General features: G+C 58.8%; 26 protein-coding genes and 1 other RNA gene. 16 read left to right on the forward strand and 11 right to left on the reverse strand.

Annotated features, from left to right (window positions below; all coding sequences use genetic code 11):
* Positions 1-100: 100 nt before the first annotated feature.
* Complete coding sequence (locus ACK4FF_RS07455) at positions 101-835, reverse strand: hypothetical protein (RefSeq protein ID WP_409706793.1); 735 nt, start codon at positions 833-835, stop codon at positions 101-103.
* Between the two features lie 256 nt (positions 836-1,091).
* Between ACK4FF_RS07455 and ACK4FF_RS07460 the strand changes: the two genes are divergently transcribed.
* The 11 genes from ACK4FF_RS07460 to ACK4FF_RS07510 are packed head-to-tail and all read left to right on the forward strand — an operon-like array spanning position 1,092 to position 10,898.
* Positions 1,092-1,274, forward strand: a complete 183-nt coding sequence (locus ACK4FF_RS07460) for a Flp family type IVb pilin (RefSeq protein WP_409706796.1) — start codon at positions 1,092-1,094, stop codon at positions 1,272-1,274.
* A 28-nt stretch (positions 1,275-1,302) separates the two neighbouring features.
* Positions 1,303-1,842, forward strand: coding sequence for a TadE/TadG family type IV pilus assembly protein (locus ACK4FF_RS07465; RefSeq protein ID WP_409707878.1), 540 nt, complete (start codon positions 1,303-1,305; stop codon positions 1,840-1,842).
* 24 nt (positions 1,843-1,866) lie between these two features.
* Complete coding sequence (cpaB, locus tag ACK4FF_RS07470; RefSeq protein ID WP_409706799.1) at positions 1,867-2,850, forward strand: Flp pilus assembly protein CpaB; 984 nt, start codon at positions 1,867-1,869, stop codon at positions 2,848-2,850.
* Positions 2,847-4,322, forward strand: coding sequence for a type II and III secretion system protein family protein (locus tag ACK4FF_RS07475; RefSeq protein WP_409706802.1), 1,476 nt, complete (start codon positions 2,847-2,849; stop codon positions 4,320-4,322). The genes cpaB and ACK4FF_RS07475 overlap by 4 nt, the downstream gene beginning before the upstream one ends.
* Positions 4,323-4,331: 9 nt before the next feature.
* Positions 4,332-5,534: a CpaE family protein gene (locus ACK4FF_RS07480; RefSeq protein ID WP_409706805.1), complete on the forward strand. Its 1,203-nt coding sequence runs from the start codon at positions 4,332-4,334 to the stop codon at positions 5,532-5,534.
* The gene (locus tag ACK4FF_RS07485) at positions 5,531-6,898 is read left to right on the forward strand and encodes a CpaF family protein (RefSeq protein ID WP_409706808.1); all 1,368 of its coding nucleotides are present in this window, start codon (positions 5,531-5,533) and stop codon (positions 6,896-6,898) included. The genes ACK4FF_RS07480 and ACK4FF_RS07485 overlap by 4 nt, the downstream gene beginning before the upstream one ends.
* The gene (locus tag ACK4FF_RS07490) at positions 6,895-7,803 is read left to right on the forward strand and encodes a type II secretion system F family protein (protein ID WP_409706811.1); all 909 of its coding nucleotides are present in this window, start codon (positions 6,895-6,897) and stop codon (positions 7,801-7,803) included. Before ACK4FF_RS07485 ends, ACK4FF_RS07490 begins: the two co-directional genes overlap by 4 nt.
* 9 nt (positions 7,804-7,812) lie before the next feature.
* Positions 7,813-8,778 carry a type II secretion system F family protein gene (locus tag ACK4FF_RS07495; RefSeq protein WP_409706814.1) on the forward strand — a complete coding sequence of 322 codons (966 nt, stop codon included), beginning with the start codon at positions 7,813-7,815 and terminating at the stop codon, positions 8,776-8,778.
* Positions 8,775-9,614 (forward strand): tetratricopeptide repeat protein, encoded by an 840-nt coding sequence (locus ACK4FF_RS07500; RefSeq protein ID WP_409706817.1) that lies wholly within the window; start codon positions 8,775-8,777, stop codon positions 9,612-9,614. Before ACK4FF_RS07495 ends, ACK4FF_RS07500 begins: the two co-directional genes overlap by 4 nt.
* The gene (locus tag ACK4FF_RS07505; protein ID WP_409706820.1) at positions 9,611-9,919 is read left to right on the forward strand and encodes a hypothetical protein; all 309 of its coding nucleotides are present in this window, start codon (positions 9,611-9,613) and stop codon (positions 9,917-9,919) included. The genes ACK4FF_RS07500 and ACK4FF_RS07505 overlap by 4 nt, the downstream gene beginning before the upstream one ends.
* 10 nt (positions 9,920-9,929) lie before the next feature.
* The gene (locus ACK4FF_RS07510; protein WP_409706823.1) at positions 9,930-10,898 is read left to right on the forward strand and encodes a sensor histidine kinase; all 969 of its coding nucleotides are present in this window, start codon (positions 9,930-9,932) and stop codon (positions 10,896-10,898) included.
* Positions 10,899-10,923: 25 nt separating this feature from the next.
* On the opposite strand, the gene ACK4FF_RS07515 is transcribed toward ACK4FF_RS07510, so the two are convergent.
* Positions 10,924-12,009 carry an HD-GYP domain-containing protein gene (locus ACK4FF_RS07515; RefSeq protein ID WP_409706826.1) on the reverse strand — a complete coding sequence of 362 codons (1,086 nt, stop codon included), beginning with the start codon at positions 12,007-12,009 and terminating at the stop codon, positions 10,924-10,926.
* Between the two features lie 180 nt (positions 12,010-12,189).
* On the opposite strand from ACK4FF_RS07515, the gene ACK4FF_RS07520 reads away from it, so the two are divergent.
* Positions 12,190-12,480 carry a hypothetical protein gene (locus ACK4FF_RS07520; protein WP_409706829.1) on the forward strand — a complete coding sequence of 97 codons (291 nt, stop codon included), beginning with the start codon at positions 12,190-12,192 and terminating at the stop codon, positions 12,478-12,480.
* Between the two features lie 9 nt (positions 12,481-12,489).
* On the opposite strand, the gene ACK4FF_RS07525 is transcribed toward ACK4FF_RS07520, so the two are convergent.
* Both ACK4FF_RS07525 and ACK4FF_RS07530 read right to left on the reverse strand, forming a co-directional pair.
* Positions 12,490-12,969, reverse strand: coding sequence for a disulfide bond formation protein B (locus ACK4FF_RS07525; RefSeq protein WP_409706832.1), 480 nt, complete (start codon positions 12,967-12,969; stop codon positions 12,490-12,492).
* A 35-nt stretch (positions 12,970-13,004) separates the two neighbouring features.
* Positions 13,005-13,370 (reverse strand): hypothetical protein, encoded by a 366-nt coding sequence (locus ACK4FF_RS07530; RefSeq protein ID WP_409706835.1) that lies wholly within the window; start codon positions 13,368-13,370, stop codon positions 13,005-13,007.
* A 122-nt stretch (positions 13,371-13,492) separates the two neighbouring features.
* Here ACK4FF_RS07530 and tal point away from each other — a divergent pair, with 122 nt between their 5' ends.
* Positions 13,493-14,443 carry a transaldolase gene (gene tal / locus ACK4FF_RS07535; protein WP_409706837.1) on the forward strand — a complete coding sequence of 317 codons (951 nt, stop codon included), beginning with the start codon at positions 13,493-13,495 and terminating at the stop codon, positions 14,441-14,443.
* A 100-nt stretch (positions 14,444-14,543) separates the two neighbouring features.
* Complete coding sequence (locus ACK4FF_RS07540) at positions 14,544-15,023, forward strand: hypothetical protein (RefSeq protein WP_409706840.1); 480 nt, start codon at positions 14,544-14,546, stop codon at positions 15,021-15,023.
* Positions 15,024-15,030: 7 nt separating this feature from the next.
* On the opposite strand, the gene ACK4FF_RS07545 is transcribed toward ACK4FF_RS07540, so the two are convergent.
* From ACK4FF_RS07545 to ACK4FF_RS07575, 7 genes are all read right to left on the reverse strand, one after another.
* Positions 15,031-16,266, reverse strand: coding sequence for a CaiB/BaiF CoA transferase family protein (locus ACK4FF_RS07545; protein WP_409706843.1), 1,236 nt, complete (start codon positions 16,264-16,266; stop codon positions 15,031-15,033).
* Positions 16,267-16,273: 7 nt separating this feature from the next.
* Positions 16,274-16,909 carry a recombination mediator RecR gene (recR, locus tag ACK4FF_RS07550; RefSeq protein ID WP_409706846.1) on the reverse strand — a complete coding sequence of 212 codons (636 nt, stop codon included), beginning with the start codon at positions 16,907-16,909 and terminating at the stop codon, positions 16,274-16,276.
* Between the two features lie 31 nt (positions 16,910-16,940).
* On the reverse strand, positions 16,941-17,267 hold the full coding sequence (locus tag ACK4FF_RS07555; RefSeq protein ID WP_409706849.1) for a YbaB/EbfC family nucleoid-associated protein: 327 nt from the start codon (positions 17,265-17,267) through the stop codon (positions 16,941-16,943).
* 28 nt (positions 17,268-17,295) lie between these two features.
* A complete protein-coding gene (dnaX, locus tag ACK4FF_RS07560) occupies positions 17,296-19,029 on the reverse strand; it encodes a DNA polymerase III subunit gamma/tau (protein ID WP_409706852.1) in 1,734 nt (577 codons plus the stop codon).
* A gap of 20 nt (positions 19,030-19,049) precedes the next feature.
* Positions 19,050-19,146, reverse strand: an RNA gene (gene ffs, locus ACK4FF_RS07565) — signal recognition particle sRNA small type.
* 11 nt (positions 19,147-19,157) lie between these two features.
* Complete coding sequence (locus tag ACK4FF_RS07570; protein WP_409706855.1) at positions 19,158-22,451, reverse strand: UvrD-helicase domain-containing protein; 3,294 nt, start codon at positions 22,449-22,451, stop codon at positions 19,158-19,160.
* Positions 22,448-24,928 (reverse strand): RecB family exonuclease, encoded by a 2,481-nt coding sequence (locus ACK4FF_RS07575; protein ID WP_409706858.1) that lies wholly within the window; start codon positions 24,926-24,928, stop codon positions 22,448-22,450. The genes ACK4FF_RS07570 and ACK4FF_RS07575 overlap by 4 nt, the downstream gene beginning before the upstream one ends.
* 191 nt (positions 24,929-25,119) lie before the next feature.
* Here ACK4FF_RS07575 and trxA point away from each other — a divergent pair, with 191 nt between their 5' ends.
* Entirely contained in the window at positions 25,120-25,449 is a 330-nt protein-coding gene (gene trxA, locus ACK4FF_RS07580; protein ID WP_409706861.1) for a thioredoxin TrxA, read from the forward strand.
* A 120-nt stretch (positions 25,450-25,569) separates the two neighbouring features.
* Positions 25,570-26,832: a transcription termination factor Rho gene (gene rho / locus ACK4FF_RS07585; RefSeq protein WP_409706864.1), complete on the forward strand. Its 1,263-nt coding sequence runs from the start codon at positions 25,570-25,572 to the stop codon at positions 26,830-26,832.
* Positions 26,833-26,843: the final 11 nt, after the last annotated feature.

Here is a 26,843-nt window from a genome sequence, read left to right on the forward strand (position 1 = left end):
CAGCGATTCTTAAAGGCAGTATTGCACCGGAGGTCGAGGGTCACAAGCCCCCCATGCGGTCAATTGAAGGGGTTCAGGCCCTCAATTCGGGACGTCAACCCTACTGGGGGTCCAGCGGGTCGATGGTGATGTCTTTGGTGCGGTCAACGTTGAACATTTCTTCCGCGCGCGGAAAGTTTTTGCGGTTTTTTCGGGCAGGCAGCTTTTCACCGGAAAAACGCTCGACGGCGGTGCGGGCGACTTCCTTGGTGTCCAGCGCGGCGTAGGCCGATACGATGGCGGCCCCGGCCAACGGCACAATGCGCGAAGCCGCACGTTTGGCAACCCGCTCGAACAACGCTGAGCCAATCTGTTTGGTTACCCTCACGGCTACATCACGACTGCCGCTGCGGGTGAATTGATCGATCAAATCCAGCACAGATCGAGCGGAGTAGTCCACCTGTTCGATCGGAATGGCCTTCTCGTACTCCCTCAGCGCCGTGCCGGCCACGTGCTGGAACAGGCAGGTGATCAGGTCTTGCTGGGTGATGACCTCGTCATGGCCAAAAGCGGCGGCAATGTCCACCACCATTTGGGCCTGGATACGCCACACCAGCATCAAATCCGGCAAGACGGTCAACATCCCCAAGGGCCCCACGGGCAACGACAGGCTGCCTGACACTGCGGCGGCCTTGGCACAAGCTTTTTGGGTGATTTCACGCGAACGCTCGTAAGGGCGCAAGGCCGGGCCAGTCTCCTTGGGCTCGGGCACGCCCCCCATCGCCAAACCGATCAAGGTTTGCAGGGAATTCATCATTGTGGCGGGCAAACCCGCTGGAAATGGTGTTTTCTGCATGAATGACGGCGCAGCAAGGCGCGTTTCAGGGTTGTTTACGGACAATCGAAAGACTTCAGGTTACTATCCTAACTGACAAGGGTTACTTATTTTGGGTGACACATACTAGGCCTGTAGCGGTTGTGCCGCCCACACCCCTTGCCAGCAAAGTGGGAATTAACACCCTTTTGGGGGTCCTGATCCCCACTTTGATCGACGGGCATGCGCCTAACATGGACTCATGCCACCGAGGTTAACCCTTTCCAGGAGTTCACGAATGAGCAAGATTGTTAAACGAAATTTGCAGGTTAAACACAAGCAAGACGGCGCATCTCTAATTGAGTATGCCGTTCTGGCCGCGTTGATCGTGGTGGCCTCCGTGGTTGCCATCAACGCACTGGGCGTTGGAATTGACGGTGTATTCGACCGTATCCTGAACGCTTTGGACGGAACACCCTGATTCCGGGCTGGCCTGCAGCGTGAACATCATGAACCTGCATCGCCTTATGCCAAGCGCCAAGCACGGGACTTCCCGAACAAAGGCTTGGCGCTTTTCAATTCTGGCGCGCGCTTTGTCCAATAGACAAAGAGGCGCCCAACTGATTGAGATGGCGCTGATCATGCCTGTGCTACTGACGGTGGTGTTCGCCATCATCGGCTATAGCGTGGTGTTTATGGTGCAGCACAGCCTCAGCTCGGCTGTGTCCCAAGGTGCGCGTACCGTCGCCGTTGTCGGCAGCGCAACCACCCCAGAAATTGCTGCACGGCAGCTGCTTCAAGCCTCCCTGCCCGGCGCACTCTATCCAGCGGGTTTTGGCTTTAGAACACGACAGTTAACCGGCCCCACCGATTGCGGAAATGCACTGGGCGCTGGCAACAATCCCTCTTTGAGCTGTCTGCAGTTTGAAGGAACCTTTGTGCTGGCGCAAAACCCATTCCTGTCCAGTATTCCATTTGCCAGTCAGCTGTTCCCGCGACAGCTCAGTTCGAGCGCGGTAGTTCTCTATCAAACAAGTGAAGGCATCTAACCTGAATCTCAAAGGCACACGCACATGTCTGGAAAAACAAAAATACTTGCACTACTGCTGCTGGGTTTAGGAATGATTTTCCTGGTGCTGGCCTTTTTGTCGGGTCAAGGTGCCAAGAAAGGCGGCGAAACCCTCAAGCAGGAGATTGAGCGCGTGCCCGTGGTGGTGAGCACTCAGGAAATTCCGTTTGGCACAGTGATCACGATGGACATGCTCAAGGTTGAACGATTTGCGATTGCTCCTGCAGGCAGTTACAAAGACGTCAACGAGGCCGTGGGCAAAAAGCCATTGTTTAACATCGGTTCGGGCCTGCCAGTCACTGCACAGTATTTTGAGTCTGGTGCCGTAGCGGCCGAAGTGCGGGAGGGCTATCGAGCTTTCGCACTCCGACTGGATGACAACAACATGGCCACCTCGAAAATCAAGGCCGGTGACTTTGTGGATGTCTTCTCGCTGTTTCGCGTAAACAACCAGGAAATCGAGCGTACGGTGTCTCGCCTCGTTCAGCCCAAACTCCGGGTTTTGTCGGTTGGCTCGCAACTGGTGAACGCACCAGAATCAACCAACAACGCTGAAGACCCCAACGACAGGAGTGGTAACCGCCGTGCACAACAACTGCGCGCGGTGACTGTTGAAGTGCCTGTACAAGACGTCAACACGCTGGCGCTGGCCCAAAGTCAGGGCGAGTTGTTCATTGTCATTCGCAACCCCAAAGACGAAGAGTTGCCAGACCCCAGCAAGTACCCCATGCCAGACACTGTACTCAAGCCGGTCAAGCCCAAAGCTGAGAAAGGTCTAGCCAGTCAAGCGGTCGCCCCACCTTCGGAAACAGACAAGGCTTACGCGGGAATGTCTTTGGCCAACACCGTTGAGCCAGGTAACGCCAACAACAACAAAGACAAACGCTCCAGCGCAGCCACTGGCGTGCCACGGCCCTCAGGTGACGGTGGCGGCACCTCGGTCGAGGTGATTCGTGGGGGTGAAATTTCTCGGGAAAAAGCGCGATGAAAAAAACAATTCAGATTCGTAAGCTGACCGTAGCGGCTGCAATTGGCCTTATGCTGGCTGCGCCTGTTCAGTGGGGCTCATCGGCTCAAGCCCAAAACCGTACGATTACCCTGGCCAACATTTCGGCCAGCACACCGGCAAAAAACAGCTCGGCTATTCAGCCAGTTGAGCGAGCACGAACACCCACACCGCAGGCTCAACCAATGAGCCCCAACACGACAGACCGTGGACCAGAAGCCCCCTTCGTGTTGACACTGAGCACCGGCTTTCAAAAAGTGGTGACCCTGCCCGCTGTGCCTGCCCGGGTCTCGATTGGTGACCCAGCCATCGCCTCGGTGACAGTGCTCAACCCCACAGACAAAGGCCGAAAGTCAGCCGGGGTGCTGGTCACCGGCCTCAAAACAGGTTCTACGTCTTTGCTGATTTGGGACAAAGGGGCCACTGCGGCCCGGGTCATCAATGTGTCAGTCACTGGCAAAGCCGCTGAAACCATTTCTGCCATCAAGGATTTGAAACTGGACACACAAGGCCAGGTGTTGACCCTGTCGGGCTCCACCCCCGATGTGCGCAGTTACCAACAAGGCCGAGAAAGCCTGACCAGGGCCACCCAAGGTCAAGCACCAGCGGAGTTGATTGACCAGGCGACGCTGCAAACCAGCGGCACCGTGCAAGTGGATGTGAAGGTGGTTGAGTTCACACGCAGCGAACTGCAACGGCTGGGGCTGAACCTCAGTGGCAACTTCCGCGGCGGCGAATTCATTTACCAGATCGCCAACCCCCTGACTTCCAACAGCGTTGCAAATGCATTCGGCCTGTCTTTAAGCAACCGGGCCGGGGACCTCACTGCCAGCCTGAATATTCTTCAGGCTGATGGGTATGCCAAGGTGTTGGCCGAGCCTTCGCTGATCGCACAAAGCGGGCAAGAAGCCTCGTTCCTGGCTGGTGGTGAAATCCCAATTCCGGTGCCTTCCGGTAACGGCACCATTGGCATTCAGTACAAGAACTTTGGTATCGGCCTGACATTCCGCCCCACCATTCTGTCAAACAAAACCATTGCGCTGTCGGTGTCTCCGGAAGTGAGTGATTTGGACTTTTCCCGGGGCACCTCGATTCAGGGCATTTTGGTTCCGGCCATCCTGACCCGTCGCGCCAACACCACTGTTGAACTCGGCGAAAACCAAAGTTTTGTGATTGGCGGGCTGATCAGCCGCAACATCATTGCCAACGCCAGCCGCTTGCCATGGCTGTCTGAGTTGCCCATTCTGGGCGCCTTCTTCAAGGGCAACACGTATAGCCGAGAAGACAAAGAACTGCTGATCATTGTCACACCTCGCTTCGTCAAGCCACGTGCTGCCGATGCGCCCAAGTTGCCACTACCCGGCCAAAACGTGGGCATGCGCCCTCGCAGCGTCTGGAGCCAGTTGTTCCTGCCCTCCGGCAGTGAGCCTGTGCCCGGCTTCAGCACCAACTGAGGCAGCACCATGCCTATGAGCTCTTTGCCCAGAATTCTGTTCATCAGCGCCTCGGACGCCAACTGGCTTTGGTTGTCCGACGCGGTGGGTGACCGCTTCATGCTGGTTCGGGAATCCGGTACTTTTTCCGACATCGCCAAGCGTGTTGGCTTGGTTTCACCTTCCATGGCTGTGGTCGACTTCTCGCCGCAGGTGGGCCTGGACCCCAGCGTGGTGGTGCGCGAACTCAAAGACATCGCCCCCGACTTGCCCGTGGTGGCGATGGGCTCCAAAGACTCCACAGACGCGGTGGTCACCGCCCTGCGTTCGGGGGTGAAAGACTTCCTTGGGCTGGACTCAAGCCCGGGCGAGGTGGTGAAGTCGCTGACCGGCATTGTTGAAACAGCGCCGCAAATCAAACAGGAACGCAAAGGCTACGCGCTGGTGGTGCTGGGCGGGCGCCAAGGCGTTGGCGCCACCACACTGGCCGTAAACCTGGCGGTGCAATTGGCCAAACTGGGCAAAGACCAAACCTTGCTTCTGGACTTTGGCCTACCGCTGGGCGACGGCATGGTGCATTTGCCCTGTGAAGACAAGCAAGGTGCCATGGACTTTGTTGAATGCGTGCGCAACCTCAAACGCTTCGACGCCACTTTGGCCAAAACCGCGTTCCGCAAGAACCCGGTGACCGGTGTGGCCATGTTGACCCTGCCCAGAAACCTGGCTGAACTGCGCGACATTTCAGCCAATGACGCGCTGCGCTTTTTGAACCTGATCAAATCATTCTTCGAGAACATCGTGATTGATTTGTGTGGATTCTCCAACCTGGAATTTGTATCCAGCCTGCTTCGCAGTGCCGATGCCACCCTGATGCTCACGCCCCAATCCGTGCCCGGCATCGTGACGGCGGCTGAGCTCATCAAAGCATTGAACGACAAAGGCGTGGCCTCACGCACCTTTGATTTGGTGGTAACACCCTATCAAAAGGACGTGGCCTTGGACGCCGACTCGATTGCCAAAAAGCTGAATGTAGAGCGGGTTCATACCCTGCCGGACCGCCGTGCAGCATTGATCAATGCGGTCAATGCCGGGCAAGTGCTGTCCAGCGCAGACCCGCGTGACCCCTACGCCAAAGCAGTGGCCAGCATCATCCACCGAACCCATGGCACCAAGCAAAATGCCAGTGACGGTATCGACTTGGGGGCCACCTTGAAGAAGTGGTTCAAATCATGAGCGAAATCGAATTTGGGCAAGACGGCCACAATCAACCCGCTACCGTCAGCACGGCCAGCACATCCGGGCCTGCGGTCATCAACCCGGCCGATTTGCAGTTCGCTGCGCCCAAGCTGTCTGAAGTGGACAGCCGGGTCATTCATGACGTCAAGGAAATGGCACATGAGCATGTGCTCGGCCTCATTGAAAAGAAAGGTGCCACCTTCGCGGGCATGAGCTCGGCCGAGTTGGAGAAATTCATTCGGGGCGAAGTACAAACACTCATCTACGGCAAACAGATTCCGCTGAACGACACTGAAGTCGCGTACGTGGCGGATTCACTGTTCAAGGAAATCGCCGGTTTTGGTCCGCTGGAAGACCTACTCGCCGACCCCACCGTTGAAGACATCATGATCAACGGCTACAAGGACGTGTACGTCTCCAAGCTGGGGCGCATGGAACGGGTGCAAGCCCGCTTCACGGACAACACCCATCTGCTGCGCATTGTGCGCCGAATTCTGGCACCACTGGGCCGTCGTCTGGATGAATCAAGCCCGATGGTGGATGCCCGTCTACCCGATGGCAGCCGAATCAATGTCATCATTGCGCCGCTGGCGCGAGACGGCGTCGTGGTCTCAATCCGAAAGTTCCGTAGCACACCACTGCGGGCCGAAGACCTCATGGGACTGGGCACTTTCGATGTCCGTGTGTATGAATTGATGCGCGAAGCGGTGCGCAAACGCTGCAACCTGGTGGTTAGTGGCGCCACGTCCACTGGAAAAACCTCCATGTTGAACGTGCTGGCCGAATTTATTCCACCGGGCGAGCGCATCATCACCATTGAAGACACTGCAGAACTGCAATTGAATCACCACCACGTGGTTCGACTCGAAAGCCGGCCCGGTGGCCATGAAGGCGCTGGTGCCATATCCATTCGGGACTTGGTCAAGAACAGCCTGCGGATGCGACCCGACCGCGTGGTAGTGGGTGAAGTTCGGGGCGCCGAGGTGCTGGACATGCTGCAGGCCATGAGCACAGGCCACGACGGGTCCATGGGCACCATTCACGCCTCAACCCCCCGCGACTGCCTGCACCGCCTGGAAATGTTGTCAGGCTTTGCGGGGTTCACAGGCAATGAAATGAGCTTGCGTCGGCAAATCGCTTCCGCGCTGGACCTGATTGTGCAAATTGTTCGCCTGCCCTCGGGCAAGCGCCGCATCTACAGCATCACTGAAGTGGCCGGCATTGTGGACGACAACATCCTGCTTCAGGATTTGTACCGCCACGAAAGCCGCCTCGGCCCAGAAGGTCAGGAATTGGACAACTGGGTGCCCGTGGTGCCGTTTCCCAAGAACCCGAAAATTGCTCACGTGCGCCTGACATGACCTTCGGCCTCATTGCCATTGCTTTGGTGTTTCTGTCGGTTGCCCTGCTGCTGCTGAGCAAAGGGCAGGACCAACAATCACGCGAAATCGCGCAGTCCCGGCTGGACAGGGCGTTGAGTCATTCGCTGGACCCGCTGCAACTGCAAAACGACCCCCTGAAGAAAAAGTACGTGCCCCGTTGGCTGTCAGATAACCTGATTTCTGCCGGCCTGCGGCTGGACAAACCCCTGGCTTTCAAACTGAGCGCGTTCTTTTTGGTGCCCACCTTCCTGACATTTGGAATTCGTGGCTCGGGCAGCGCGGTCGGCGTTCTGATTTTGCTGATTCTTCTATTCACTGGCTGGGTGCTGGCCAAACAACGCAAACGCAAGCAACTGATGCTCAGTCAATTGCCCGCCTTTCTCGATGGTGTGGTGCGTGTCAGTGCCGTGGGCTACAGCCTCACCGTGTCCTTCAACACCGCACTTGAAAATGCGGAACAGCCCTTGCGTGAGGCCCTGGGCATGGCCGTACAAATGCAGTACGCCGGGCTGGAACTGGACCAGTCCATGCACCGCCTTGCCCGCGTTTACGGACTGTCGGAATTCAAGCTGATCGCCTCGGTGGTGACGCTTGCGCTGAACTACGGTGGCAAAAGCGACATTCTCTTGAGCCGGCTTGCCCAATACCTTCGCGACCGGGAACAACACCACAAGGAATTGATGGCCATGTCCTCCGAGGCCCGCACCTCAGCCATGTTCATGTGTGCCTTGGTGCCGGCACTGGCTGGCATTATCCTCGCCCTGAACCCTGCTTACCTGTCCACCATGTGGCAGGACGGCACAGGCCGTTTACTCTTGATCGGTGCTGGGGTACTGCAAACCACGGGGGCTATCATCATTTACCGCATGGTCAAAAGCCTGTAGGAGCCCAGCATGTTGTCTGCCCTATATGCCAACCCTTACCTGCTGTGGGCCATCGTGTTGATGGGCCTGGGTTTGATGGCGATTGCCTGGTCACTGCTCCGTGACAGCAGCAAAAAAGACGAAGCCTTAAAACGCATCGATGAGTTCCTTGAAGACCGGCGGCGTATTCAAATGACGACCGGGTCCCGCAACCAAGTGTCCACGGTGGCCCTGAGTAACCGAATCGACCGCCTGGGCATGGCCTTTGCCAAAACCAAAGCCTTCGAATCCTTCGTGGACAAAGAGGACCGAAAACTGCTGGGCAAAGCGGGGTTAGGTACTGATGAAGACTTGAACCGTTTTGTGTTGATTCGAGTCAGCTTGGCCTTGTTGGGCCTCACTTTAGGGCTGTATCACGGCGCAGGCACCGACCTGGGCCCAGAAGGTATGGTTCGTCTGATTGCTTTCCTGGGCATCGGCTTCATGCTGCCCAAATGGATACTCAAGAGTGTCGCCGAGGCCCGTGAGCAGGCCTTTGAACGAGAACTGGTGGCAGTCGTCGATGTGATGCGTTTGCTGCAGGGCGTGGGCTTGAGTGTGGACCAGTCCATCGAAATCATGGCCACCCAACTGAAAGACTTGGTGCCCATCACAGGGCGCCTGTTGCACAAGGCCCAGGTGCAGGTGCAGTCGGGTGTGCCTTGGAATGCGGTGCTGAAAAAAATCAGTCTGGTCTACACCAGCGACGAATTCCGCTCCTTCGTGCAAGTGATCACCCAAATTGAAAAGTTTGGAGGTGCGGTTCAAGAACCGCTGAAGCAGTTTTCAGAACGACTGGTTGAAAAGGAAAGAGCAGGTGCCAAAGAGGTGATGGGCAAGCTCACTGTCAAGCTCACTGGAGTGATGGTCATTACTATGCTGCCTGCACTGCTGATTGTGGCGGGTGGGCCCGGTATCATTTCCATCATGAATGCCTTTGAACGGATGGGGGGATGATGAACCACGGGTACCTCACACGCAGCGCTGAACGACCATCGCTTTGGGCGATGTTGCTGGCCACCGCACTGGCGGGCTGCGCCAGTAACCAAGGTGGTGGCAATGTGGGTGTATTCGGCAATGAGCCTGATGCAACACCCAACACTGCATACGCCACCGCCGCACAAGACGCCATGATCCGCGCCGACCAAGCGGCCAAAACCGCCGACAGCGCCCCCATCGACCCCAAAAAGGACGCCGAACGTGAACGCAACCTGCACCTTAAACTGGTGCAGGACATGATGAGCCAGAACAACGCTTATGCGGCCTTGGCGCACCTTGATGCCTACGACCAGAGGTGGGGTGCCAACCGCCAAAGCCGACTGATCCGCGCGGGCGCTTACCGGAAAACCGGACAACTGGACAAAGCCGAACTGGCCTATCGCACACTGCTGAACGGTGCTACACCGGGCCAGCAAACCGGGGCGCTGTGGTACGGCTTGGGCAAAGTTTCCGTGGACAAAGATGAACTGGGTACGGCTGCCCAGCGGTTCGAGAAAGCCGCACAGTCCGACCCGCTGAATATCAACGCGTACACCGACCTCGGCTTGGTGTACCTGCTGACTGGCCGAAAAGACGAGGCCTACAACAACCTGATGAAAGCCACCCAACTGGCCAATGGTGAAAATCCAACGGCCACCGCCAACCTCGCACTGTGGGGTTTGGTGTATGGCGACACCGGGTTGGCGCAAAGTATTGCCGACCAGTTGAAATGGACTGACAGCACCCGAAAAAAGGTCACCGCCCAGGCCAATGTGATCCGAAAACGCCTGGAATCCAAAGGAGTCAACCCATGATGATCCGAACGCCACTCTTGGCTCTTGCCCTCACCGCCTGTGTTGGGACGGCTTGGGCACAAGACGCAGCCCCTGCTGATAACAAAACCTTTCCGCACCGGCTGGAAGGCCAGCCCGACGACCTGACCGGCCAGGCCACACGGCAATGGCTGACTGAGCAAGCCCAAGGCATCAACCGAGGCGAAGTGGAACCCTATCGCGCAGAATCTGCAGGCAAAGCCTACCGAGCCTATGTCGATGCCATTGGGACCAAGGAAGCCAAAACCGGCTCAGGCAGCCAAATCACTGGTGTTAGTGGACGCTAAGGGTCAGCGGATGCTGAACTGGGTCTTGCAAGCGTTGAAATCGCTGTTCGGCGTGCAATTGCGCCCCGAAGAGGACTTCCTTCGCCTGCAGGCTGACCATGCGCAACTGGAATCCAAACTGAACACCACCGAAGCCATGGTCAGTCAACTGCGTGGGCAACTTCGGGACCAAGACACGCGCTTGACCAACCTGCTGGCCGAGCATGAACAACGCTGGTCACGCCGCCTGCGCGACAAGCAACAAAGCCTGGACCAGTTGCAGGCCTTGCACCAACAACTGACCGCCGAACTGGACCGGCAAACCCTGGAACAACTGCGCGAAAACCAGGCCCTGCTGAACCAGATCAACTGGCTGTCCGGCACCATTGCCCACGATTTCCGGGCGCCCTTGAGGGCGATTGACGCCTACTCATTTTTCCTGGCCGACGACTTGGGCCCCGAAGTGCCGCAGGCCGCCACGCAATCCCTGTCGGAAATCCGCCGCAACGGGCAGCGCATGGGTGTCCTGATTGATGGCCTGCTCGATTACCTGCGCATGAGTGTTTGCCCGATGAATCTGCAAACCCATGACTTGGCTGAAACCTTGAACCAGACGATCAACCTGCATTGCCCGGACTCGGCACCGTTGATTCATCTCGAAGCCCAGGGCCTGTTCCGTTTCGACAAGGAACTGGTGATCCGTCTGCTCAAGGAACTGCTGGACAACGCCATCAAGTTCTCGGCCAAAGTCGAGAACCCAACCATACGCGTGCGCTTGGTCAGCCCCACAGAACTGGAAATCACCGACAACGGCGTGGGGTTTGATGTGGCTTTTGAGGCCCAGAAATTTCAACTGTTTCACCGCATGCACGGCAACGACGAATACCCGGGCGAAGGCATCGGGCTGGCCGTGGCCGAACGCATTGCCGGCCGCCATCACTGGACGTTGGGCCTGAACCGCGTGGGCAACCTCACTGTGGCCAGCATACGCATGGCCTAAAGCGCCCACGGGGCGTGCACTCGGCTCACACCGCCTTGCCCAACAACTCCAGCAAACCGGGCAAACGGCCCAAGTCTCTTCGGGGCAGCGCAAACTTCACCGCATTCTGTTCGCGTGCAGTGTCCATCAAGGCTGGTGCGGTGCCCCCATTGGGAATGTTCTTGAACACCAGCACCGTGGGGGTGATGGCTGTCTCTCCGCGAATCAAACTGCACCCAATGGCACCCCCGGCCAGTTGCACCAAGCTGCCTGCGGGGTAAATACCCAGTTCTTCCAGAATGATGGCGGTGAAGTCGCTGGACAAGGCGTTGCCGTGGGCAAACAAGTCCTTCACCGCTTGCTCCGCCGTGAAGTTGGCTCGGTACTCACGCTGAGCCATGCGCGCATTGAAAGAATCGCACACACCCAGCAGCACCGACCCCGAATGTTCGTTTTTGATCTGTGCAGGGTAACCACTGCCATCAGGCAGTTCATGATGCAGGCGCACCGTGTCCAGCCACATTTCATCGCGCACACCCAACAACCCCAGCTTGTTGGCACCCTGCTCCGGGTGCTTGCGGATGGTTTCCCGTTGGTCACGGCTCAATGGCTCGGTCTGCGAACGCAAACGGGCTTGAAGGCCCAGCATGCTGATGTTCATCGACAACGCCGCCTTGATGAGGGAATCCAGCACCTCAGGCGCAAAACGCCCGCTGTTGGCCCCCACCCTGTACACCGTCAAGGCCACCAGCACATGGTGCATCACCGGGTAATCGTCCGCCGTGTGCCACGACAGATACGCATACGCCAAATCAAAATGGTGTTCCGCCAAGTGGCGAATTTTGCTGGCCAACTCATCCATCACCGGCACAAAGGTGTCCGGATCTTCGTCTGTCAGCGCCTTGGCCAATACCTTGTAACAGCACGTTAATTCATCAAACACGGCCCGCGCCTGCAGAAACAGCACCGTGGAGCGGCCCAACTCTGTTTCCAGCACCACCAAAGGCTCGTTGCCCAAACGCTTGGAGGACCCAAAGCGCTGACCATTGGACAAATAGATCTGATCCGGCGTCAGAGACTTGCGTTGCAACAGCGGCTTGACCACTTCCGGATCGGGCAGATTAATCAACATGTCAGGGGCTCCTATGAACATCGGATTTGACGGTGTCTGGCCCACAAACTTGATCCCCCACCCTGGGCAACCCGCACGGGTCATGGGCCAAACTGCAGGGAAAAATCGCCCTTAATTTGAATATGCCCCCCTGCCCCACCATGCGAACCTGTTTTCACGGAAACCAGGGACGCACACACCATGCAAGCCATCCATTTATACGCCACAACAGCCCATGCCACCTGCGCGCCACACACCTTGGCGGTGCGTAACCGTGACACTGGGCTGGACATGTCGAACAAACTGGATGATGCGCTGGCCGTTGTGCTGCACGCCGTGCAAAGCAGTGGCAACCCCAAGGCAATGCCCGCCTTGGGGGCCCTGCTGGCGTACATGGAAGAACTGGAACGGGCAGCTGCGCCCAAAAAGTCGGCGAGCGACTGGGTGGTGCTGACCGAGGCCGGTACCTTGACCGTACCCACCTGCGGTTGAACGATGCGCTTACCGGCGGGCTTTAACCAGCAAACCGGTCAGCAACGAGGCTGCCACAAAGCCCAAGCCGCTCCACAAGGGCAGGCTCAAGCCGAACAAGGGCGGGTAAACATCGGAACACAAACCATCTGACGTGAACATAGCGGGCCACCACTGCACCCAAGGCAATGCATTGAGCTTGAGCTGAAGCGGGTCAACACCGCAAGTCTGAGCCGGGTTGGCCAACACCCACACATGGTAAAACGCGGCCCCTGCCCCACCGATTGCGCCCAAGCCAGCAACAGCCTGCGCAAAGTTGCGCATCAGCCCATGCGGCGCGCTGAACAAAGCCAACAAGAAACCGCTGGCCACCACCAAGTAGGCATAACGCTGCACAATGCACAGTGGACAGGGAAACCACTGCATCACTTCCTGAACATACAAGGCGCTGCCCAGTGCCGCAGCACTCAGCAACACACCCGCCATGGCCACTTTCGCCTTGGACATCATCCACACCCCAACCGCTGTTCAGCGTTCAATTCGAGTCAATTCAACGATTGTACCCATGCGCGGGTTTGACCCAGAATAGCGGGCAAGGTTTCGAGAAAATACATGGTGTCTGGGCCAATCGGGTTGTGTTCCATACACAGAAACACATGGCGAAGGCGCGCAAGCCCGATGGTGCCTGCAGCACCAGCCGCCTTGTGGGCCATGGAGCGGAAGGACTTGGGGTCCATGGCCGCTGGGTCCAGCACCACATCAATCCATTGGGCCTGGGTTTCATCCAGAAACTCATCCACAAATTCCAGCAACATGGGCAAGCCCAATTCACTGGTCAGCCGGTCCCATTGGGCGTGATTGATCAACGCCTGTTGGGGCACGCTTGCCCGGTCGTACTGCTCATCCGACATGTCAGCCACACCTGTGTGGAAAGTGATGCTGCTCAGCTTACCCCATCGCAAGGAAAACAGCGGACAGAAAAGCCTATACTTTGCGGGGTATTCCTTGACTTTCCAATGCAGGACACACTGCCATGCCCAGTACACTGGACCAACTCAAACAGGTCACCACCGTGGTTGCCGACACAGGTGACTTTCAGGCCATGTCGGCCTACCGCCCCCAAGACGCCACCACCAACCCATCGCTGATCCTCAAAGCGGTTCAAAAAGCCGAGTACCGCCCGCTGCTGGACGGCATCAAATCACGCTTCAGCACCGACCGCATTGACCTTCAAACCGATCGTCTATTGGTCGAATTCGGTCAACGCATTCTGGACCTGATTCCAGGACGGGTGTCCACCGAAGTGGATGCGCGCCTGTCATTCGACACGCAAGCCACCGTGGACCGCGCGCGCCGCTTGGTGCAACTGTACAAGGCCGAGGGCATCAACACCGAACAGCGGGTGCTCATCAAGATAGCCTCCACCTGGGAAGGCATTCAGGCCGCCAAACGCCTGGAGCAGGAAGGCATCCACTGCAACCTGACCCTGCTGTTTTCCGGCATTCAGGCCCATGCCTGTGCCAAGGCCCGTGTTCAACTGATTTCCCCTTTTGTCGGGCGAATCTACGACTGGTACAAAAAAACCGCGGGCGCTCAATGGGATGAAGCGGCCAATGCCGGGGTGAATGACCCGGGCGTGAAATCTGTTCGCCAGATTTACGCGTACTTCAAACAAAACGACATCCGCACCGAAGTGATGGGTGCCAGCTTCCGCAATTCTGGTCAGATCAAGGCCTTGGCAGGCTGTGACCTGCTGACCATCAGCCCCGAACTGCTGGCTGAACTGCAAGCCAGTGACGTGCCCCTGACCGTAGACCTCACCCCCGAATGGGCGCAGGCCCAAGCCCCGCAGCACTTTGCTGATGGCGAAGCCGGGTTCCGGTTTGCCCTGAATGCCGACGCGATGGCCACTGAAAAACTGGCCGAAGGCATCCGCGCCTTTGTGAAGGATTCCGAGACACTGGATGGATTGCTGAAGGCCTGAACCACAGGGTTTAAGCCAAGGCAGACCCGACTCACCATTTGCAGCGCATTTCCTGCGGCACCTATGCTTGAACGGTGCCATTGAACAGGAGATGCGCTGCATGCGTTTGCACACCACCCTCACCCTGCTGTCTACCCTTGGGTTCAGTCAAGTCGCACTGGCTGATGCCCCGCCGGAATTTTCCAAAACCCGCTGGACTTTGGCCAGCTACCACTGCGCCCACGGGTGCAGCCCATCAAATACTCAGTTTCTGGATTCCAAACTCGGCTCGACCATCGACCTGGGGCCAGAAGGTCGACTTCAAGTGGGCCACGGCGAGGTGTGCAGCGGCAACAAAACCATCGTGTTTGACCGACAGGTGCCTGGCAATCTGCTGAAAACACTGAACCAGAAAACGCCACAGGCCCAGGCACTGACGGTCAAAAACAGCCAGATTCACCCGCGCAAGGTGCTGGTGACCGCCAAGGTCAACTGCACCGACGCATCGGGCAAGCTCAGTTCCGTGATGTTTGTGTCCGTCACCCCCAACCGATTGGTCGCCTATGACCGCAAGGAGCAAACCTTCCTCGTCTACGAGTAAGGGTGGGTTACACCACACCTTGCGTGTGGTATTGGGCGATGGTGGCTGCGTCGTAGCCCAAACCGGCCAGCACCTCGTCCGTGTGCGCCCCCAGTTCAGGGCCCAACCAGCGCGTGCCCCCCGGGCTGTCACTCAGCTTGGGCACTACCCCCGGCACTTTGAGGCTGCGGCCACCTGCAAAAGGGTGTTCCTCGATCATGCCTCGGGCCTGGAATTGAGGGTCTTTGACAATGTCGGCAATGCTGTAGATTTTGCTCACCGGCACGTCGGCCTCTTCCAGCACGGCCACCGCCTCATCAATGGGTCGGCTTTGGCACCATTGGGCAATGGTTTCATCAATCAGCGCAGTGTGTTGCACTCGGCCATCGTTGGTGGCCATGCCCGGGTGGTTGGCCATGTCCTCACGGCCTATGGCAGTCATCAGGCGTTTGAAAATTGCATCGCCGTTGCCACCAATCACAATGTAGCCCCCGTCACCGCAGGTGTAAGTGTTGGACGGCACAATGCCCGGCAGGCTGGCCCCCGAACGCTGGCGTACCACCCCCGCAAAATCATACTCGGGCAACAGGCTTTCCATCATATTGAACACAGACTCGTACAGCGCCACATCCACCACCTGGCCCTGCCCTGTGCGGTGGCGGTGTTGCAAAGCCATCAGGGCACCAATCACCGCGTGCAGCCCGGCCAATGAATCTCCAATCGAAATACCGACACGCACCGGAGGGCGGTCCACATCGCCGCTCAGGTAACGCATGCCACCAATCGACTCAGCAATGGCGCCAAAACCTGGGCGGTCTTTGTAAGGGCCAGTCTGCCCATAACCGCTGAGGCGAACTACAATCAGACGTGGGTTCAGGGCTTGTAAATCAGCCGGGCTCAAGCCCCATTTTTCCAGTTGGCCGGGGCGAAAATTCTCAATCAGAAAATCGGCACTGGCCAGCAACTGGCGCAACACCGCCTGCCCTTCTGGCGCTTTCAGGTTCAGGGTGATTGATTTTTTATTGCGGGCCTGCACCGCCCACCACAGGGAATTGCCCTCATGCAACACCCGCCACTTGCGAATGGGGTCACCACTGCCCGGCGTTTCAACCTTGATGACCTCAGCACCAAACTCGGCCATCATGCGGCTGGCAAACGGGCCTGCAATCAAGGTGCCCAGTTCAACCACGCGCAAGCCCTGGAGGGGGCCGGCAGGGGTTGTGGGTGCCTCGGAAGAAGCGGGGGTGGTGTGAGGGGTGTTCATCGGGGGTTCATTCCGTCTCATTGCCCAGCACGCGCCGGTCGAGCAGCGCACGGGCCACTGTGGTGGGGTCGGTGTATTCCAGTTCGCCACCAATCGGCACCCCACGGGCCAAACGGCTGACTTTCAAGCCCAAACGCCGTATGCGGTCCGTGAGAAACACAGCCGTGGCTTCGCCTTCATTGGTGAAGTTGGTGGCCAAGATGACTTCCTCCAGCTCAGCTTCATCCAGCCGGTGCGCCAAGCGTGGCCATTCCAGCGATTCAGGGCCCACCCCATCCAGCGGGGACACTTTGCCCATCAGCACATAGTAGTAGCCATTGAAGGTGTGAGTGGCTTCAATCGCAGCCAGGTCCGCCGGGGTTTCAACCACACACAGCAGGGCCGGGTTGCGTTTGGTGTCTGCACAAATGCCGCACAACTCGTCGTGGGCAAAGCTGTTGCAACGGCGGCAATGGCGAATCTGCGCCACCGCCCCCAAGAGGGCTTGCCCCAGGCCGGTTGCGGCATCGCGGTCGTGCTGCAACAGGTGAAAGGCCAAACGCTGGGCCGACTTCGGCCCTACACCGGGCAGGCGCTTGAGGGCCTGCACCAAGTCAGCCAAAGGGCCCAGGTCCACAAACGGATCAGACACACGCCGGTTCATGGGGTCAGCCCTTTGTTGGAATCACTGCAGGTCAGAAAGGCATCTTGAAGCCGGGTGGCAGGGGCAAGCCAGCGGTCACGGAGGCCATTTTTTCCTGCATCAGGGCTTCGGACTTGCGCACACCGTCGTTGAATGCGGCAGCAATCAGGTCTTCCAGCATGTCTTTGTCATCGGCCAGCAGGCTGGGGTCGATGGTCACGCGCTTCACATCGTGTTTACAGGTCATCACCACTTTGACCAAGCCGCCACCGGAAGCCCCTTCAACTTCGAGCTTGCCGATCTCGGCCTGCATGCGCTGCATGTTTTCCTGCATCTGCTGGGCCTGTTTCATCAGGCCGGCCAATTGTCCCTTCATCATGGTTTTGTACTCCTTGGGTGTGTCAGGGTCACACGTCGGCGGGGCCCTGATCGGTCAATGAACGCTCGGAACCCGCCACGATGGAGGCACCCATCATTTGGCTGATGTCCTGCAGAAATGGATCGTCGTCCAGCGATTGCCGCGCCGCCTGCAAGGCCTGCTTGCGGTTCTCGGATTGAACGGCTGCTGCGGTCTGCTGCACTTCACCCACACTCCACTGCACGCGGGCCGTGCACCCGAAATGCTCACTCAGCGCCGCTTCCACGCGGGCTACCATGCTGGCATCGGTGTAGGTTTTGATGGCAGTGCGCAACTGGAACACGGCGGTATCCCCGTCGGCCTGAACCTGTAACAACTCAGCCTGCACCAAAGCCTGTCGTACCAAACCTTTGGCGTCAATCCGTTGCGACTCATCGGGCCATTGGGCAGGCTCGGGCAAAGGCCGGCGGGCCGGTGCACTGCGCGGGGCCACGGAAGGTGCTTTGGCCGCCGCCACTGCAGGCTCAGACACCACCGCCACCGGCGGCACCACAGCTTTGGGGGCTTCAAAAACCACCGGGGCTGACACGGCGACGGGTTTGGCCACCAAGGGGGCAGATGGAACCTGCGGGCGGGGGGCCACAGGGGCCGGTGCTGAATTGGCGGGGCCAGCACTCAGCGCCGGGGCGGCACCACCGGGGCGAAAGGCCAACATGCGCAACAAGGCCATGGAAAAGCCAACTGAATCATCGGGGGCCAAGGGCAGCTCAGCCCGGGCATGTACGGCAATCTGGTAAATCAGTTGAAGATCCTCTGGGCTCAATTGCTGAGCCTGGGCCATCAAAGCGGCTTCGTCCGGGTCTTCATCGGCCTCCATGCCTGCCAACTGCACCACCGACAAACGGTAGGCCACAGCAGCCAGTTCATCCAACAAAGCGGCATAGGGGGCGCCGGTTTCAGCCAAGCTGCGGCTTAAGGCAACCAGGCCAGCACCATCCCGCTGGGCCAAACAGCCGAGAATTTGGTTCACCACGCGCATGTCCACACTGCCCAGCATCTGGCGCACCGTGGCTTCCGACACCTGGCCCGCTGAATAAGCAATGGCTTGGTCGGTCAGCGACAGGGCGTCGCGCACACTGCCGCGCGCGGCTTTGCCAATCAGGCGCAATGCAGCAGGCTCGTGGCTAACGCCTTCCTGTTCAAGAATGTGGGCCAAGTGGCGGGCCAGCAAATCGGGCCCCAGGTTGCGCAAACCAAACTGCAGGCAACGGGACAGCACAGTGGCCGGAATTTTTTGGGGATCGGTGGTGGCCAAAATGAACAGCACGTGGCCCGGCGGCTCTTCCAGCGTTTTCAGCATGGCGTTGAAGGCGCTGGTGGACAGCATGTGCACTTCGTCGATCACATAGACCTTGTAGCGCCCAGCGGTGGGGGCATACATGGCATTTTCAAGCAGGGCCCGCATTTCATCGACACGGGTGTTGGTGGCGGCATCCACTTCCAGCAGGTCCACAAACCGCCCTTGAGCAATTTCCAGACAAGCCTGGCAGCGGCCACATGGGCGGGCACTGATACCCTGCTCGCAATTGACTGCTTTGGCCAGAATTCGGGCAATGGTGGTTTTGCCCACGCCCCGGGTGCCTGTAAACAGGTAGGCGTGGTGAAGGCGCTGGTTCTCAAGCGCGTGGGTCAGCGCGCGGACCACATGGTCCTGACCAACCAGAGACTCGAAATCGCGCGGGCGCCACTTTCGAGCCAAGGCTTGAGAAACAGTTTGAGACATGCGCAATGATCCCCAAATGAAAAGGCGAGCCAGAACCCCGGCACTGACTTCACGGTTGTGGCTGCTTCCTTCCGGACCTGACCAGGTTGGCCGCTACGCCATGCGGGGAGGCCCGCCAGTTCCGGATTCTACACCGAACCCACGGGGTGAACCTGCCCATGCCGGTCAATCAGCACCGCCTGTGTAGGCCCCAGTGCCTGCCCTGCCCCCAGGGTTTGGTCCACAAGCGCCACGTATTCAAGCACTTGGGCCACATAGCCTGGCCGGTTGGACTCGTCCACAGACCATTTGTAATCCACCACCAGGTAATGGCCGGGCAAGCGAACCACCCGGTCGGCCCTCAACAGGCGGCCATTGGGCAAGGTCCACTCCAGTTCATTCCAGGCCTGTGTGGCCCCGGCCAGCCAAGGCTTCAAGGTGGGCAAGGCCAGCACAGCCTGGCACACGGCCTTGACCTGCGCCAGTTGGTCGGGCTCAAGGTCAAGAAACTCGGATTCGCAATCCAGCAAGCGCTGTTGCCACCAGGGCTCAAAATCACCAAGCTCGCCGAGTTCGTCTACATGCTCCATGGCCGCATGCCAAGCAGTGCCCATCAGCAGTTCGGGGCCCCGCAACCGTGGGCGAACCTGTCCAATCGGTTCAGCCAAAGCAGCCAGCGGCGGGCAATCAGGTTGCACCCATCGCACCATTTGCGCCGCAGCAAACAATTCACCCTGAGCGGCCGATGGGCTGGCCGCAACGCTTAAGGCACCCAGTGAGGTGTGCGGGGCTTGCACCCAGTCAGACTGATGCCCCAAACCCAGGGCCATTAGCCGCGGATACCACATGGGGCCATTGACCCGGTTGCTGACGGCCCCACTCACATGCACCGAGCAACGGGCACGGGTCAACGCCACATACAGCAGGTGGTCCTCCTCCGCATCGAAGGCCTGTACGTCTTGATCAAAGGCTTGCGCACGCGCGAAACTGGGTTTGCGCGTGTTCTGCATCACGGTCACCGAGCGCGGCCTGATTTGTTCCAGCGGCCAGTCGAGCAACAAGCCTGCGGAGCTGCCACCGCCCCCCGTGCTGACTTTGTTGGCATCCAGCAGCCACACATGGTCAGCCTCCAAGCCTTTGGCCGAGTGAACAGTGTAGATGCGCAGCACGTTCTTGGCGGGTTCACTGCCCTCCCCGTCCGAACCGCCGTACTGGCGCAACCTCACCGCCTCATTGAATGCATACTGCAAATCCGGGAAGCGCCCTTTGTTCAAATTCAGGGCCCAGGCTTTAAGCCAATCCCAATGGCCCACCACCAACGCCCTTTCCCGGGCATTGGCACTGGCCAAATAACGGGCCTGCGCGCCAGTCTGATGAATCACCACCGACAAGGTCTCGAACAGGGGAAGGGTGTGTGCCAAGGCATACCAATGGGCAATGCGTTGATGCACATCAACCCATGGCTGCTGTTGCAAGCCAGCCAAACGCACCACGGTGGCCCACACGGTTGAATCGCGGGCTTGCTCGGCGTGGTCCATCAAGGCCTGGAGGTGGCTGGGGTGCAAGTCCATCAACGGGCTGCGCAACAGCTCCAACAGGTGTTGATTGTCATCGGGATTCATCAAGACTGCGAGCAAGGCAATGGTGTCGTCCCAAACCAAGGTTTGATAACGCTCGCCCCTGTCCTTGAGGGAATAGTTCAGGCCAGATTCGCGCAACGCGGCAATCAGGGCAGTCGCACTGTCATGGGCCCGAACCAACACCATCACTTGATGCAGCCCCTCAATGCGCCCTTGGGCAAGCCAGCTCAACAACACGTCCACCACCCTGCGGCCCTCGCCAGGCTCGCCTTCTGCGGTGCGGTCCACGAGGGGATAAAGGGTCAGTGCGGGTTGAACGTCTTTGGAATCGGCAGCCAAGCTTTGATGGGGCCGAAACTCTGTGTTGCCACAGTTCTGGCCTTGGGTGAACGCAGCATTCACCACCTCCACCACAGCAGGCAAGCAGCGGCGGGTACTGTCTGAGGCCAAGTGCTGCGCGCCATACTCGGCTTGCAACCACTGCGACGCCGCCTGAAACAGACGGGCTTCTGCCCGGCGGAAGCGGTAGATGGACTGCTTGGGGTCGCCCACCAGAAACACGGTGGGCTTGTCGGCCTGACCATACTCGTCCAGCCAGCATTTGAGGATGGCCCATTGAACCGGGTTGGTGTCCTGAAACTCATCAATCAACACATGGCGCACCCGGGCATCCAGCTTTTGCAGCATATACGCCGACTGCTCAGGGTCCATCATCAGCTTCATGGCTGTGGCTTCAAGGTCATCGAAATCGCACAGGCCATGGTTGGCCTTAACCTGCTGATAGGTGCGCAACAAGGGGGGCAGCACCACCATCAAGGCCTGGGTGCAGGCCAAATCGATTTGATCACGCTCACGTTGCAAAGCCACCGCTGCAGTGGTCTGAAGGCGCCTCACCAAATCGGCGTAAGTGCCATCATCAAGACCACCCTTCTCTCGCTGTGGCTTGGTCAGGTTTTGCACTTTTTTGGACGGTTCACCCTTGCCGGTGAGCAACATGGACCGAATGGTTTGCCATGCCAATTCCAATACATCTGCATCGCCCAGGCCAGCACCATTCAGGCGGGTTAAGGCTTCTTCGAGTTGATTGGCCTGTCGGGCTTGAGTCTCCGTGCCGAACCCCAAACCACGGGCCAAGTTCATGAGGTCATCCCGAAACGCTGGGTCCAACAGGCAGGCCTGTGGCCACTGCTGGGTGTGGTCCAGCCCAAACACGTCTTCCAGCGCCAGTGCATCAGGGTTGGCCAACACCAATTCACAGGCCACACGGTTGGACAAGGCCTGCTGCAAGACAGACCTCTGCCCCTCGCGGCCCAGGTGGGTGGCCAACACGGCCAAAGCCTGCAACACAGGCTCATCGTCTGAGCCTGCAGACACCGCCTCGCGGTTGAGTGCATCAATGGCCTGATCAGTCCAGAACTCAACCTGTTCGGTCGGCTCGTTGTGGCGTGAAAAACCGCTGGACAGCGGGGCCAACTGGCACAGGGAAGTGAACCAGCCGTGGAAGGTGTTGATCGTGATGCCGCGTGGGCTGGTCAACACCTCACCGGCCAAGGCACGGGCACGGGCGCGCGTCTCCGGGGTGTCCTGCGCGCCCCTTTCCAGCAGCAAGGTGGACAAGGCGGAATCGTCCGCCAGCGCGCATTGGCGCAACAACTCGTGGACCCGGTGTTGCATCTCCTGCGCCGCTTTGCGCGTGAAGGTGATGGCCAGAATTTCCTCAGGCTTGGCGCCTTCCAACATCAACCTGAACAGACGCGCTGTCAGCAACCAGGTTTTTCCGCTGCCCGCACACGCCTCCACCACCACGCTGGCATGGGGGTCACACGCCACCTGCACCAAAGGGGAAACCGACACTGTGCTCATTCTTCCACCCCTGAATCGTCGATTGAGGCAACTTGAATCAGGCGCTCGTCAGGGCGACAAACGCCCCGCACATCGCAAGTGCTGCAGTGGTCGCCGGGCTGGGCAGCCCAATTCTGCTGCCCACTGAAGAACAGCGACAGTTGCCGATCCAGGTCGGCCATGAGGGCCTGCCCCCAAGACCCATCCAACGCGGGGTCTTCTGGCGGGGCAATGTCCACCCAAGCCACATCGTGATTGTGAATAGCCAAGTAACTGAGCTGCGCATGGGGATGCCCGGTCAGCACTTGATACGCAGGCAGTTGGGGGTTGGCCAGTGGGTCCGCTGCGGCTTTTTTTACATTGCCCAAGGCTTTGAATTTAATGTCGGTGATCATCACCTGACCGTCATTCAGCCGTTTCTCCAGCCGGTCCACACGGCCACTGAGGGGCAGGCTACGCTTCAGGCCGCTCAGGGTGAGTTCCCCCTGCACCAGGGTTTCAGTGCCCGTCACACGCCAGCCTTCCAAATACCGGGCCATGACCCGTCCTGCCAATCGTGGCACCAAGGCGCGCAGGGTTTGAAGCAAGGGGTGCAGCACAGCTTGTTCGTCCAGACTCAGCTTGCCCCATTCTTCATCCAGCGATTCATCCAGGGTGGTTTTCCAGAATTCTAGGTTGCTCAGGTCAGCATCGCTCAGGCTCACCCGATGAGCCTGCCGCTCAAGCACTCTGTGGGTGAATATCCCGCGCAGCCGATAAAAATCCGGGCTTGTGTCCTGCTGCTGACGGGGCCAGGGCAAGGCATGCTTCAGGCCAAACTGCAGGGGGCAACGGGCCCAGTCATCCAGCGCGGTCACCCGTAGCCGTTCCGGCACCGAGCGCCCGTTGGGCAAGGCCTGCAGGTCCAAGGGCAAAGGCTCGGTCTGAGTGGCTTCCACTATCAGTGAAGCATAGGAGGATCGCCAACTGCGCTGCGCCTCGGCCCCCGATTGAACCCGCAACAAGTCCAGCCACATCAACTCGGGCAACAACGGTTCGCTGCGGCCGCCTTGCTGGCTGGCATGCACCAACTGCACACACCGGGCGGTGTTGAACAATTCAAACAAGGCAGAAATCTGCTGAATGCGGTTGGCCCGTGGGCCAGGAAAACCCAATTCCATGGCAACCGCAGGCGGCAGCAAGCCCGGCGGGCTTTCCTGAAAATGCGACTGGGCACAGCCCAACACCAAGACTCGGCCCAATGGGCGCAGGCGGGTGGACAAGAGGGGAACCATGCGCACGGGGCTTTCGATGTCTTCAGGGCGGAAACGCTCCTGCTCGGCCCAATGCCGCCATGCAGCCAGAAAATCTGCAGGACTGCACACCTGTTCGCTGGGGGAAGCCTGCATTTGCCGCAAGCCTTGCAACAGAATGCGGCCTGCCTCGTCCCCATGCAGCAAGGTGTCTGCCCCCTGCTTCTGAATCAATTGAACCCAGGCCGACGCCCAATCCGCCAGGGTTCGTTCACCGGTTCGCGCCCAAGGCAGGTCCATGGGCAAGTCTGCCCCGCCAAAGGGGCCTGGCATGCGCAGCAACTGGCCGTCCTGCACCCAGGCGGTCATCAACTGGTCCAGCCAGCCAGCCACCCGCGCGGTGGACAGGCGCCAACCGGTGCGGTCATCCACTTTCAGGCCGTGGTGGTCAAGTACATCCACCAAGCGGCGGGCTGCAAGGCGGTCCAGCACCGCAATCACAATGGTGTCGGTCGAGTCTTGTTTCAGCCAATTCAGCACCATGTGGGCCGCCTGGTGGGCCTGCGCGGTTTCATCGGGGGCCAAGGACAAACTCACCGGGCACTCACCCCCTGCATGCCAACGCTCAGCCAGGGCCTGCCAAGGCGCAGGGCCCTGCACGGGGTTCAACACCAAACGCTCCACCGGGCTGTTGGGCAAAAAGTGGCGGCACCAGTGGCCGGGCAGCAATTCGCCGTCGTCCAGCCACACCACCAAGTCAACGTCATTGGGCCCCACCGAAGGCGGTTGCCACAAGGCCATCAGTTCATCCTGATACACCTGGGCCAATTGCAGCACCACCTGCCCTTCCTCACCCGCAAGGCGGTTGGACTCCAAATGTGCCTCAAACGCTTGCCCGGCGCTGGCCCGGGTCCACACCCAGCGGCAGGCCAATTGCAGGTATTCCTCGGCCAAAGCCCACACTTGGGCGGCCGCCAGGCCATGGGTCAACTGGGGCAGGCCCTGCAAAATGGCGACCAATTGGGTTTTCAAGGCCCACCACGGCGCTTGGGCACGGGGTTGGCTAAGCCGGTCAGCCGTCTGAATGTGGGGGGAAACACACGCCCCTTCGCCCAAAGCATTGCGGTAAGCGGCCTTGAAGGCCTGGGCTGCTTCAACCCGGGGCATGACCCACAACACCCGAGGCAGGGCGACACCCCGCTCGCGGGCGCGGTTCAAAGCCAGTTCAAAGAGGGCTTGGGTGTCCAAAGCGTTGTAAATCGGCATGCAAAGGGCTTGAATTTCAGAAGTTTGTCCGCAGATAGCGTATTCAGGTTTGTAAGGGGGCGGCTTTTCGCTGTAACATCCAGAGTAGCATTTTCTTAACCCGGAATATTTCGGTCCCGCGCGTTGACCGCCAAAGCGGACCGGCACCCCTTCCCCGCGGGTCGCATCCACCGAAGAAAGGACTTATTTCCATGAGCAGTGACCTGATCAAACACGTCAGCGATGACACCTTTGAATCGGAAGTTTTGAACGCCCAAGGTCCCGTACTGGTTGATTACTGGGCCGAATGGTGTGGCCCTTGCAAGATGATCGCCCCCATCCTGGACGAACTGGCTGGCACCTACAACGGCAAAGTGCAGATCGCCAAGATGAACGTGGACGAAAACTCCGCAACGCCTGCCAAATACGGCATCCGTGGCATTCCCACCTTGATGCTGTTCAAGAACGGCACCGTGGCAGCCACCAAAGTGGGGGCCTTGTCCAAATCCCAATTGGCTGCTTTCATTGACAGCCAACTGTAATACAATGTACAAACAGGCCCGGCAGCGAACCGGGCCTGACTAAAAAAACCAGCAATTACTCCCTGTTCTGTTGTCCTCTGAATTCTCTGTGGCTGTCGCCACCCTCACCTGCACACCTCTATGTACCTTTCTGAACTGAAAACCCAGCACGTGTCCCAACTGCTTGAAATGGCGGCCGGGCTTGAAATTGAGAATGCCAACCGCCTGCGCAAACAGGAGCTGATGTTCGCCATTCTCAAGAAACGTGCGAAAAACGGCGAACAGATTTTCGGAGACGGCGTGCTGGAAGTGCTGCCCGATGGCTTCGGTTTCCTTCGCTCCCCTGAGACCAGTTACCTGGCCAGCCCGGACGACATTTACATTTCCCCCAGCCAGATTCGCCGCTTCAACCTGCACACTGGTGACAGCATTGAAGGTGAGGTACGGACCCCCAAAGATGGCGAGCGCTATTTCGCCCTGGTGAAGGTGGACAAGGTCAACGGTGAACCGCCCGAGGCCAGCAAACACAAAATTCTGTTTGAAAACCTGACACCACTGCACCCGAACCAGCCCCTGAAGCTGGAACGCGAGATGCGCGGTGAAGAAAACAACACAGGCCGCATCATCGACATGGTGGCCCCCATCGGCAAGGGCCAGCGTGGCCTGCTGGTGGCCCCACCCAAGTCTGGTAAAACCGTGATGCTGCAACACGTGGCCCACGCCATCACCTCCAACCACCCCGACATTACCCTCATCGTGCTCTTGATCGACGAACGGCCTGAGGAAGTGACCGAGATGCAACGCTCAGTGCGTGGCGAAGTGATCTCCTCCACCTTCGACGAACCCGCCACCCGCCACGTGCAAGTGGCTGAAATGGTGATTGAGAAGGCCAAGCGCTTGGTTGAGCACAAGCGTGACGTGGTGATTCTGCTGGACTCCATCACCCGCCTTGCCCGTGCGTACAACACCGTAGTGCCCTCTTCCGGCAAAGTGTTGACCGGTGGTGTGGACGCCAACGCCCTGCACCGCCCCAAGCGCTTCTTTGGTGCTGCCCGCAACATTGAAGAAGGCGGCTCTTTGACCATCATCGCCACTGCCTTGGTGGACACCGGTTCCCGCATGGACGAGGTGATTTACGAAGAATTCAAGGGCACGGGCAACATGGAAATCCACCTCGAGCGCCGCATGGCCGAGAAGCGGGTATACCCAGCCATCAACATCAACCGTTCGTCCACACGCCGCGAAGAACTGCTCATCAAGCCAGACCTGCTTCAGAAGATTTGGGTGCTGCGCCGCTTGCTGCATGACATGGACGAGATTGCGGCGATGGAATTCCTCATGGACAAGATTCGTCAGACCAAGAACAACAATGAGTTCTTTGAGATGATGAAACGCGGGAACTGATCGGGCTCCCA

It is taken from the genome of Limnobacter sp. (assembly GCF_046297615.1).
Classification (GTDB): domain Bacteria; phylum Pseudomonadota; class Gammaproteobacteria; order Burkholderiales; family Burkholderiaceae_B; genus Limnobacter.

Bases quoted from the DNA above. Each gene is read 5' to 3' on its own strand.
- recR (WP_409706846.1), bottom strand. From the start codon at position 16,909: ATGAACCGGCGTGTGTCTGATCCGTTTGTGGACCTGGGCCCTTTGGCT.
- cpaB (WP_409706799.1), top strand. From the start codon at position 1,867: ATGTCTGGAAAAACAAAAATACTTGCACTACTGCTGCTGGGTTTAGGA.
- rho (WP_409706864.1), top strand. From the start codon at position 25,570: ATGTACCTTTCTGAACTGAAAACCCAGCACGTGTCCCAACTGCTTGAA.
- ACK4FF_RS07500 (WP_409706817.1), top strand. From the start codon at position 8,775: ATGATGAACCACGGGTACCTCACACGCAGCGCTGAACGACCATCGCTT.
- ACK4FF_RS07575 (WP_409706858.1), bottom strand. From the start codon at position 24,928: ATGCCGATTTACAACGCTTTGGACACCCAAGCCCTCTTTGAACTGGCT.
- ACK4FF_RS07555 (WP_409706849.1), bottom strand. From the start codon at position 17,267: ATGATGAAGGGACAATTGGCCGGCCTGATGAAACAGGCCCAGCAGATG.
- ACK4FF_RS07515 (WP_409706826.1), bottom strand. From the start codon at position 12,009: ATGTTGATTAATCTGCCCGATCCGGAAGTGGTCAAGCCGCTGTTGCAA.
- ACK4FF_RS07485 (WP_409706808.1), top strand. From the start codon at position 5,531: ATGAGCGAAATCGAATTTGGGCAAGACGGCCACAATCAACCCGCTACC.
- ACK4FF_RS07520 (WP_409706829.1), top strand. From the start codon at position 12,190: ATGCAAGCCATCCATTTATACGCCACAACAGCCCATGCCACCTGCGCG.
- ACK4FF_RS07505 (WP_409706820.1), top strand. From the start codon at position 9,611: ATGATGATCCGAACGCCACTCTTGGCTCTTGCCCTCACCGCCTGTGTT.
- ACK4FF_RS07490 (WP_409706811.1), top strand. From the start codon at position 6,895: ATGACCTTCGGCCTCATTGCCATTGCTTTGGTGTTTCTGTCGGTTGCC.
- ACK4FF_RS07510 (WP_409706823.1), top strand. From the start codon at position 9,930: ATGCTGAACTGGGTCTTGCAAGCGTTGAAATCGCTGTTCGGCGTGCAA.
- ACK4FF_RS07525 (WP_409706832.1), bottom strand. From the start codon at position 12,969: ATGATGTCCAAGGCGAAAGTGGCCATGGCGGGTGTGTTGCTGAGTGCT.
- ACK4FF_RS07530 (WP_409706835.1), bottom strand. From the start codon at position 13,370: ATGTCGGATGAGCAGTACGACCGGGCAAGCGTGCCCCAACAGGCGTTG.
- ACK4FF_RS07460 (WP_409706796.1), top strand. From the start codon at position 1,092: ATGAGCAAGATTGTTAAACGAAATTTGCAGGTTAAACACAAGCAAGAC.
- ACK4FF_RS07455 (WP_409706793.1), bottom strand. From the start codon at position 835: ATGCAGAAAACACCATTTCCAGCGGGTTTGCCCGCCACAATGATGAAT.
- ACK4FF_RS07480 (WP_409706805.1), top strand. From the start codon at position 4,332: ATGCCTATGAGCTCTTTGCCCAGAATTCTGTTCATCAGCGCCTCGGAC.
- ACK4FF_RS07495 (WP_409706814.1), top strand. From the start codon at position 7,813: ATGTTGTCTGCCCTATATGCCAACCCTTACCTGCTGTGGGCCATCGTG.
- ACK4FF_RS07540 (WP_409706840.1), top strand. From the start codon at position 14,544: ATGCGTTTGCACACCACCCTCACCCTGCTGTCTACCCTTGGGTTCAGT.
- trxA (WP_409706861.1), top strand. From the start codon at position 25,120: ATGAGCAGTGACCTGATCAAACACGTCAGCGATGACACCTTTGAATCG.
- ACK4FF_RS07545 (WP_409706843.1), bottom strand. From the start codon at position 16,266: ATGAACACCCCTCACACCACCCCCGCTTCTTCCGAGGCACCCACAACC.
- ACK4FF_RS07570 (WP_409706855.1), bottom strand. From the start codon at position 22,451: ATGAGCACAGTGTCGGTTTCCCCTTTGGTGCAGGTGGCGTGTGACCCC.
- ACK4FF_RS07465 (WP_409707878.1), top strand. From the start codon at position 1,303: ATGAACCTGCATCGCCTTATGCCAAGCGCCAAGCACGGGACTTCCCGA.
- tal (WP_409706837.1), top strand. From the start codon at position 13,493: ATGCCCAGTACACTGGACCAACTCAAACAGGTCACCACCGTGGTTGCC.
- dnaX (WP_409706852.1), bottom strand. From the start codon at position 19,029: ATGTCTCAAACTGTTTCTCAAGCCTTGGCTCGAAAGTGGCGCCCGCGC.
- ACK4FF_RS07475 (WP_409706802.1), top strand. From the start codon at position 2,847: ATGAAAAAAACAATTCAGATTCGTAAGCTGACCGTAGCGGCTGCAATT.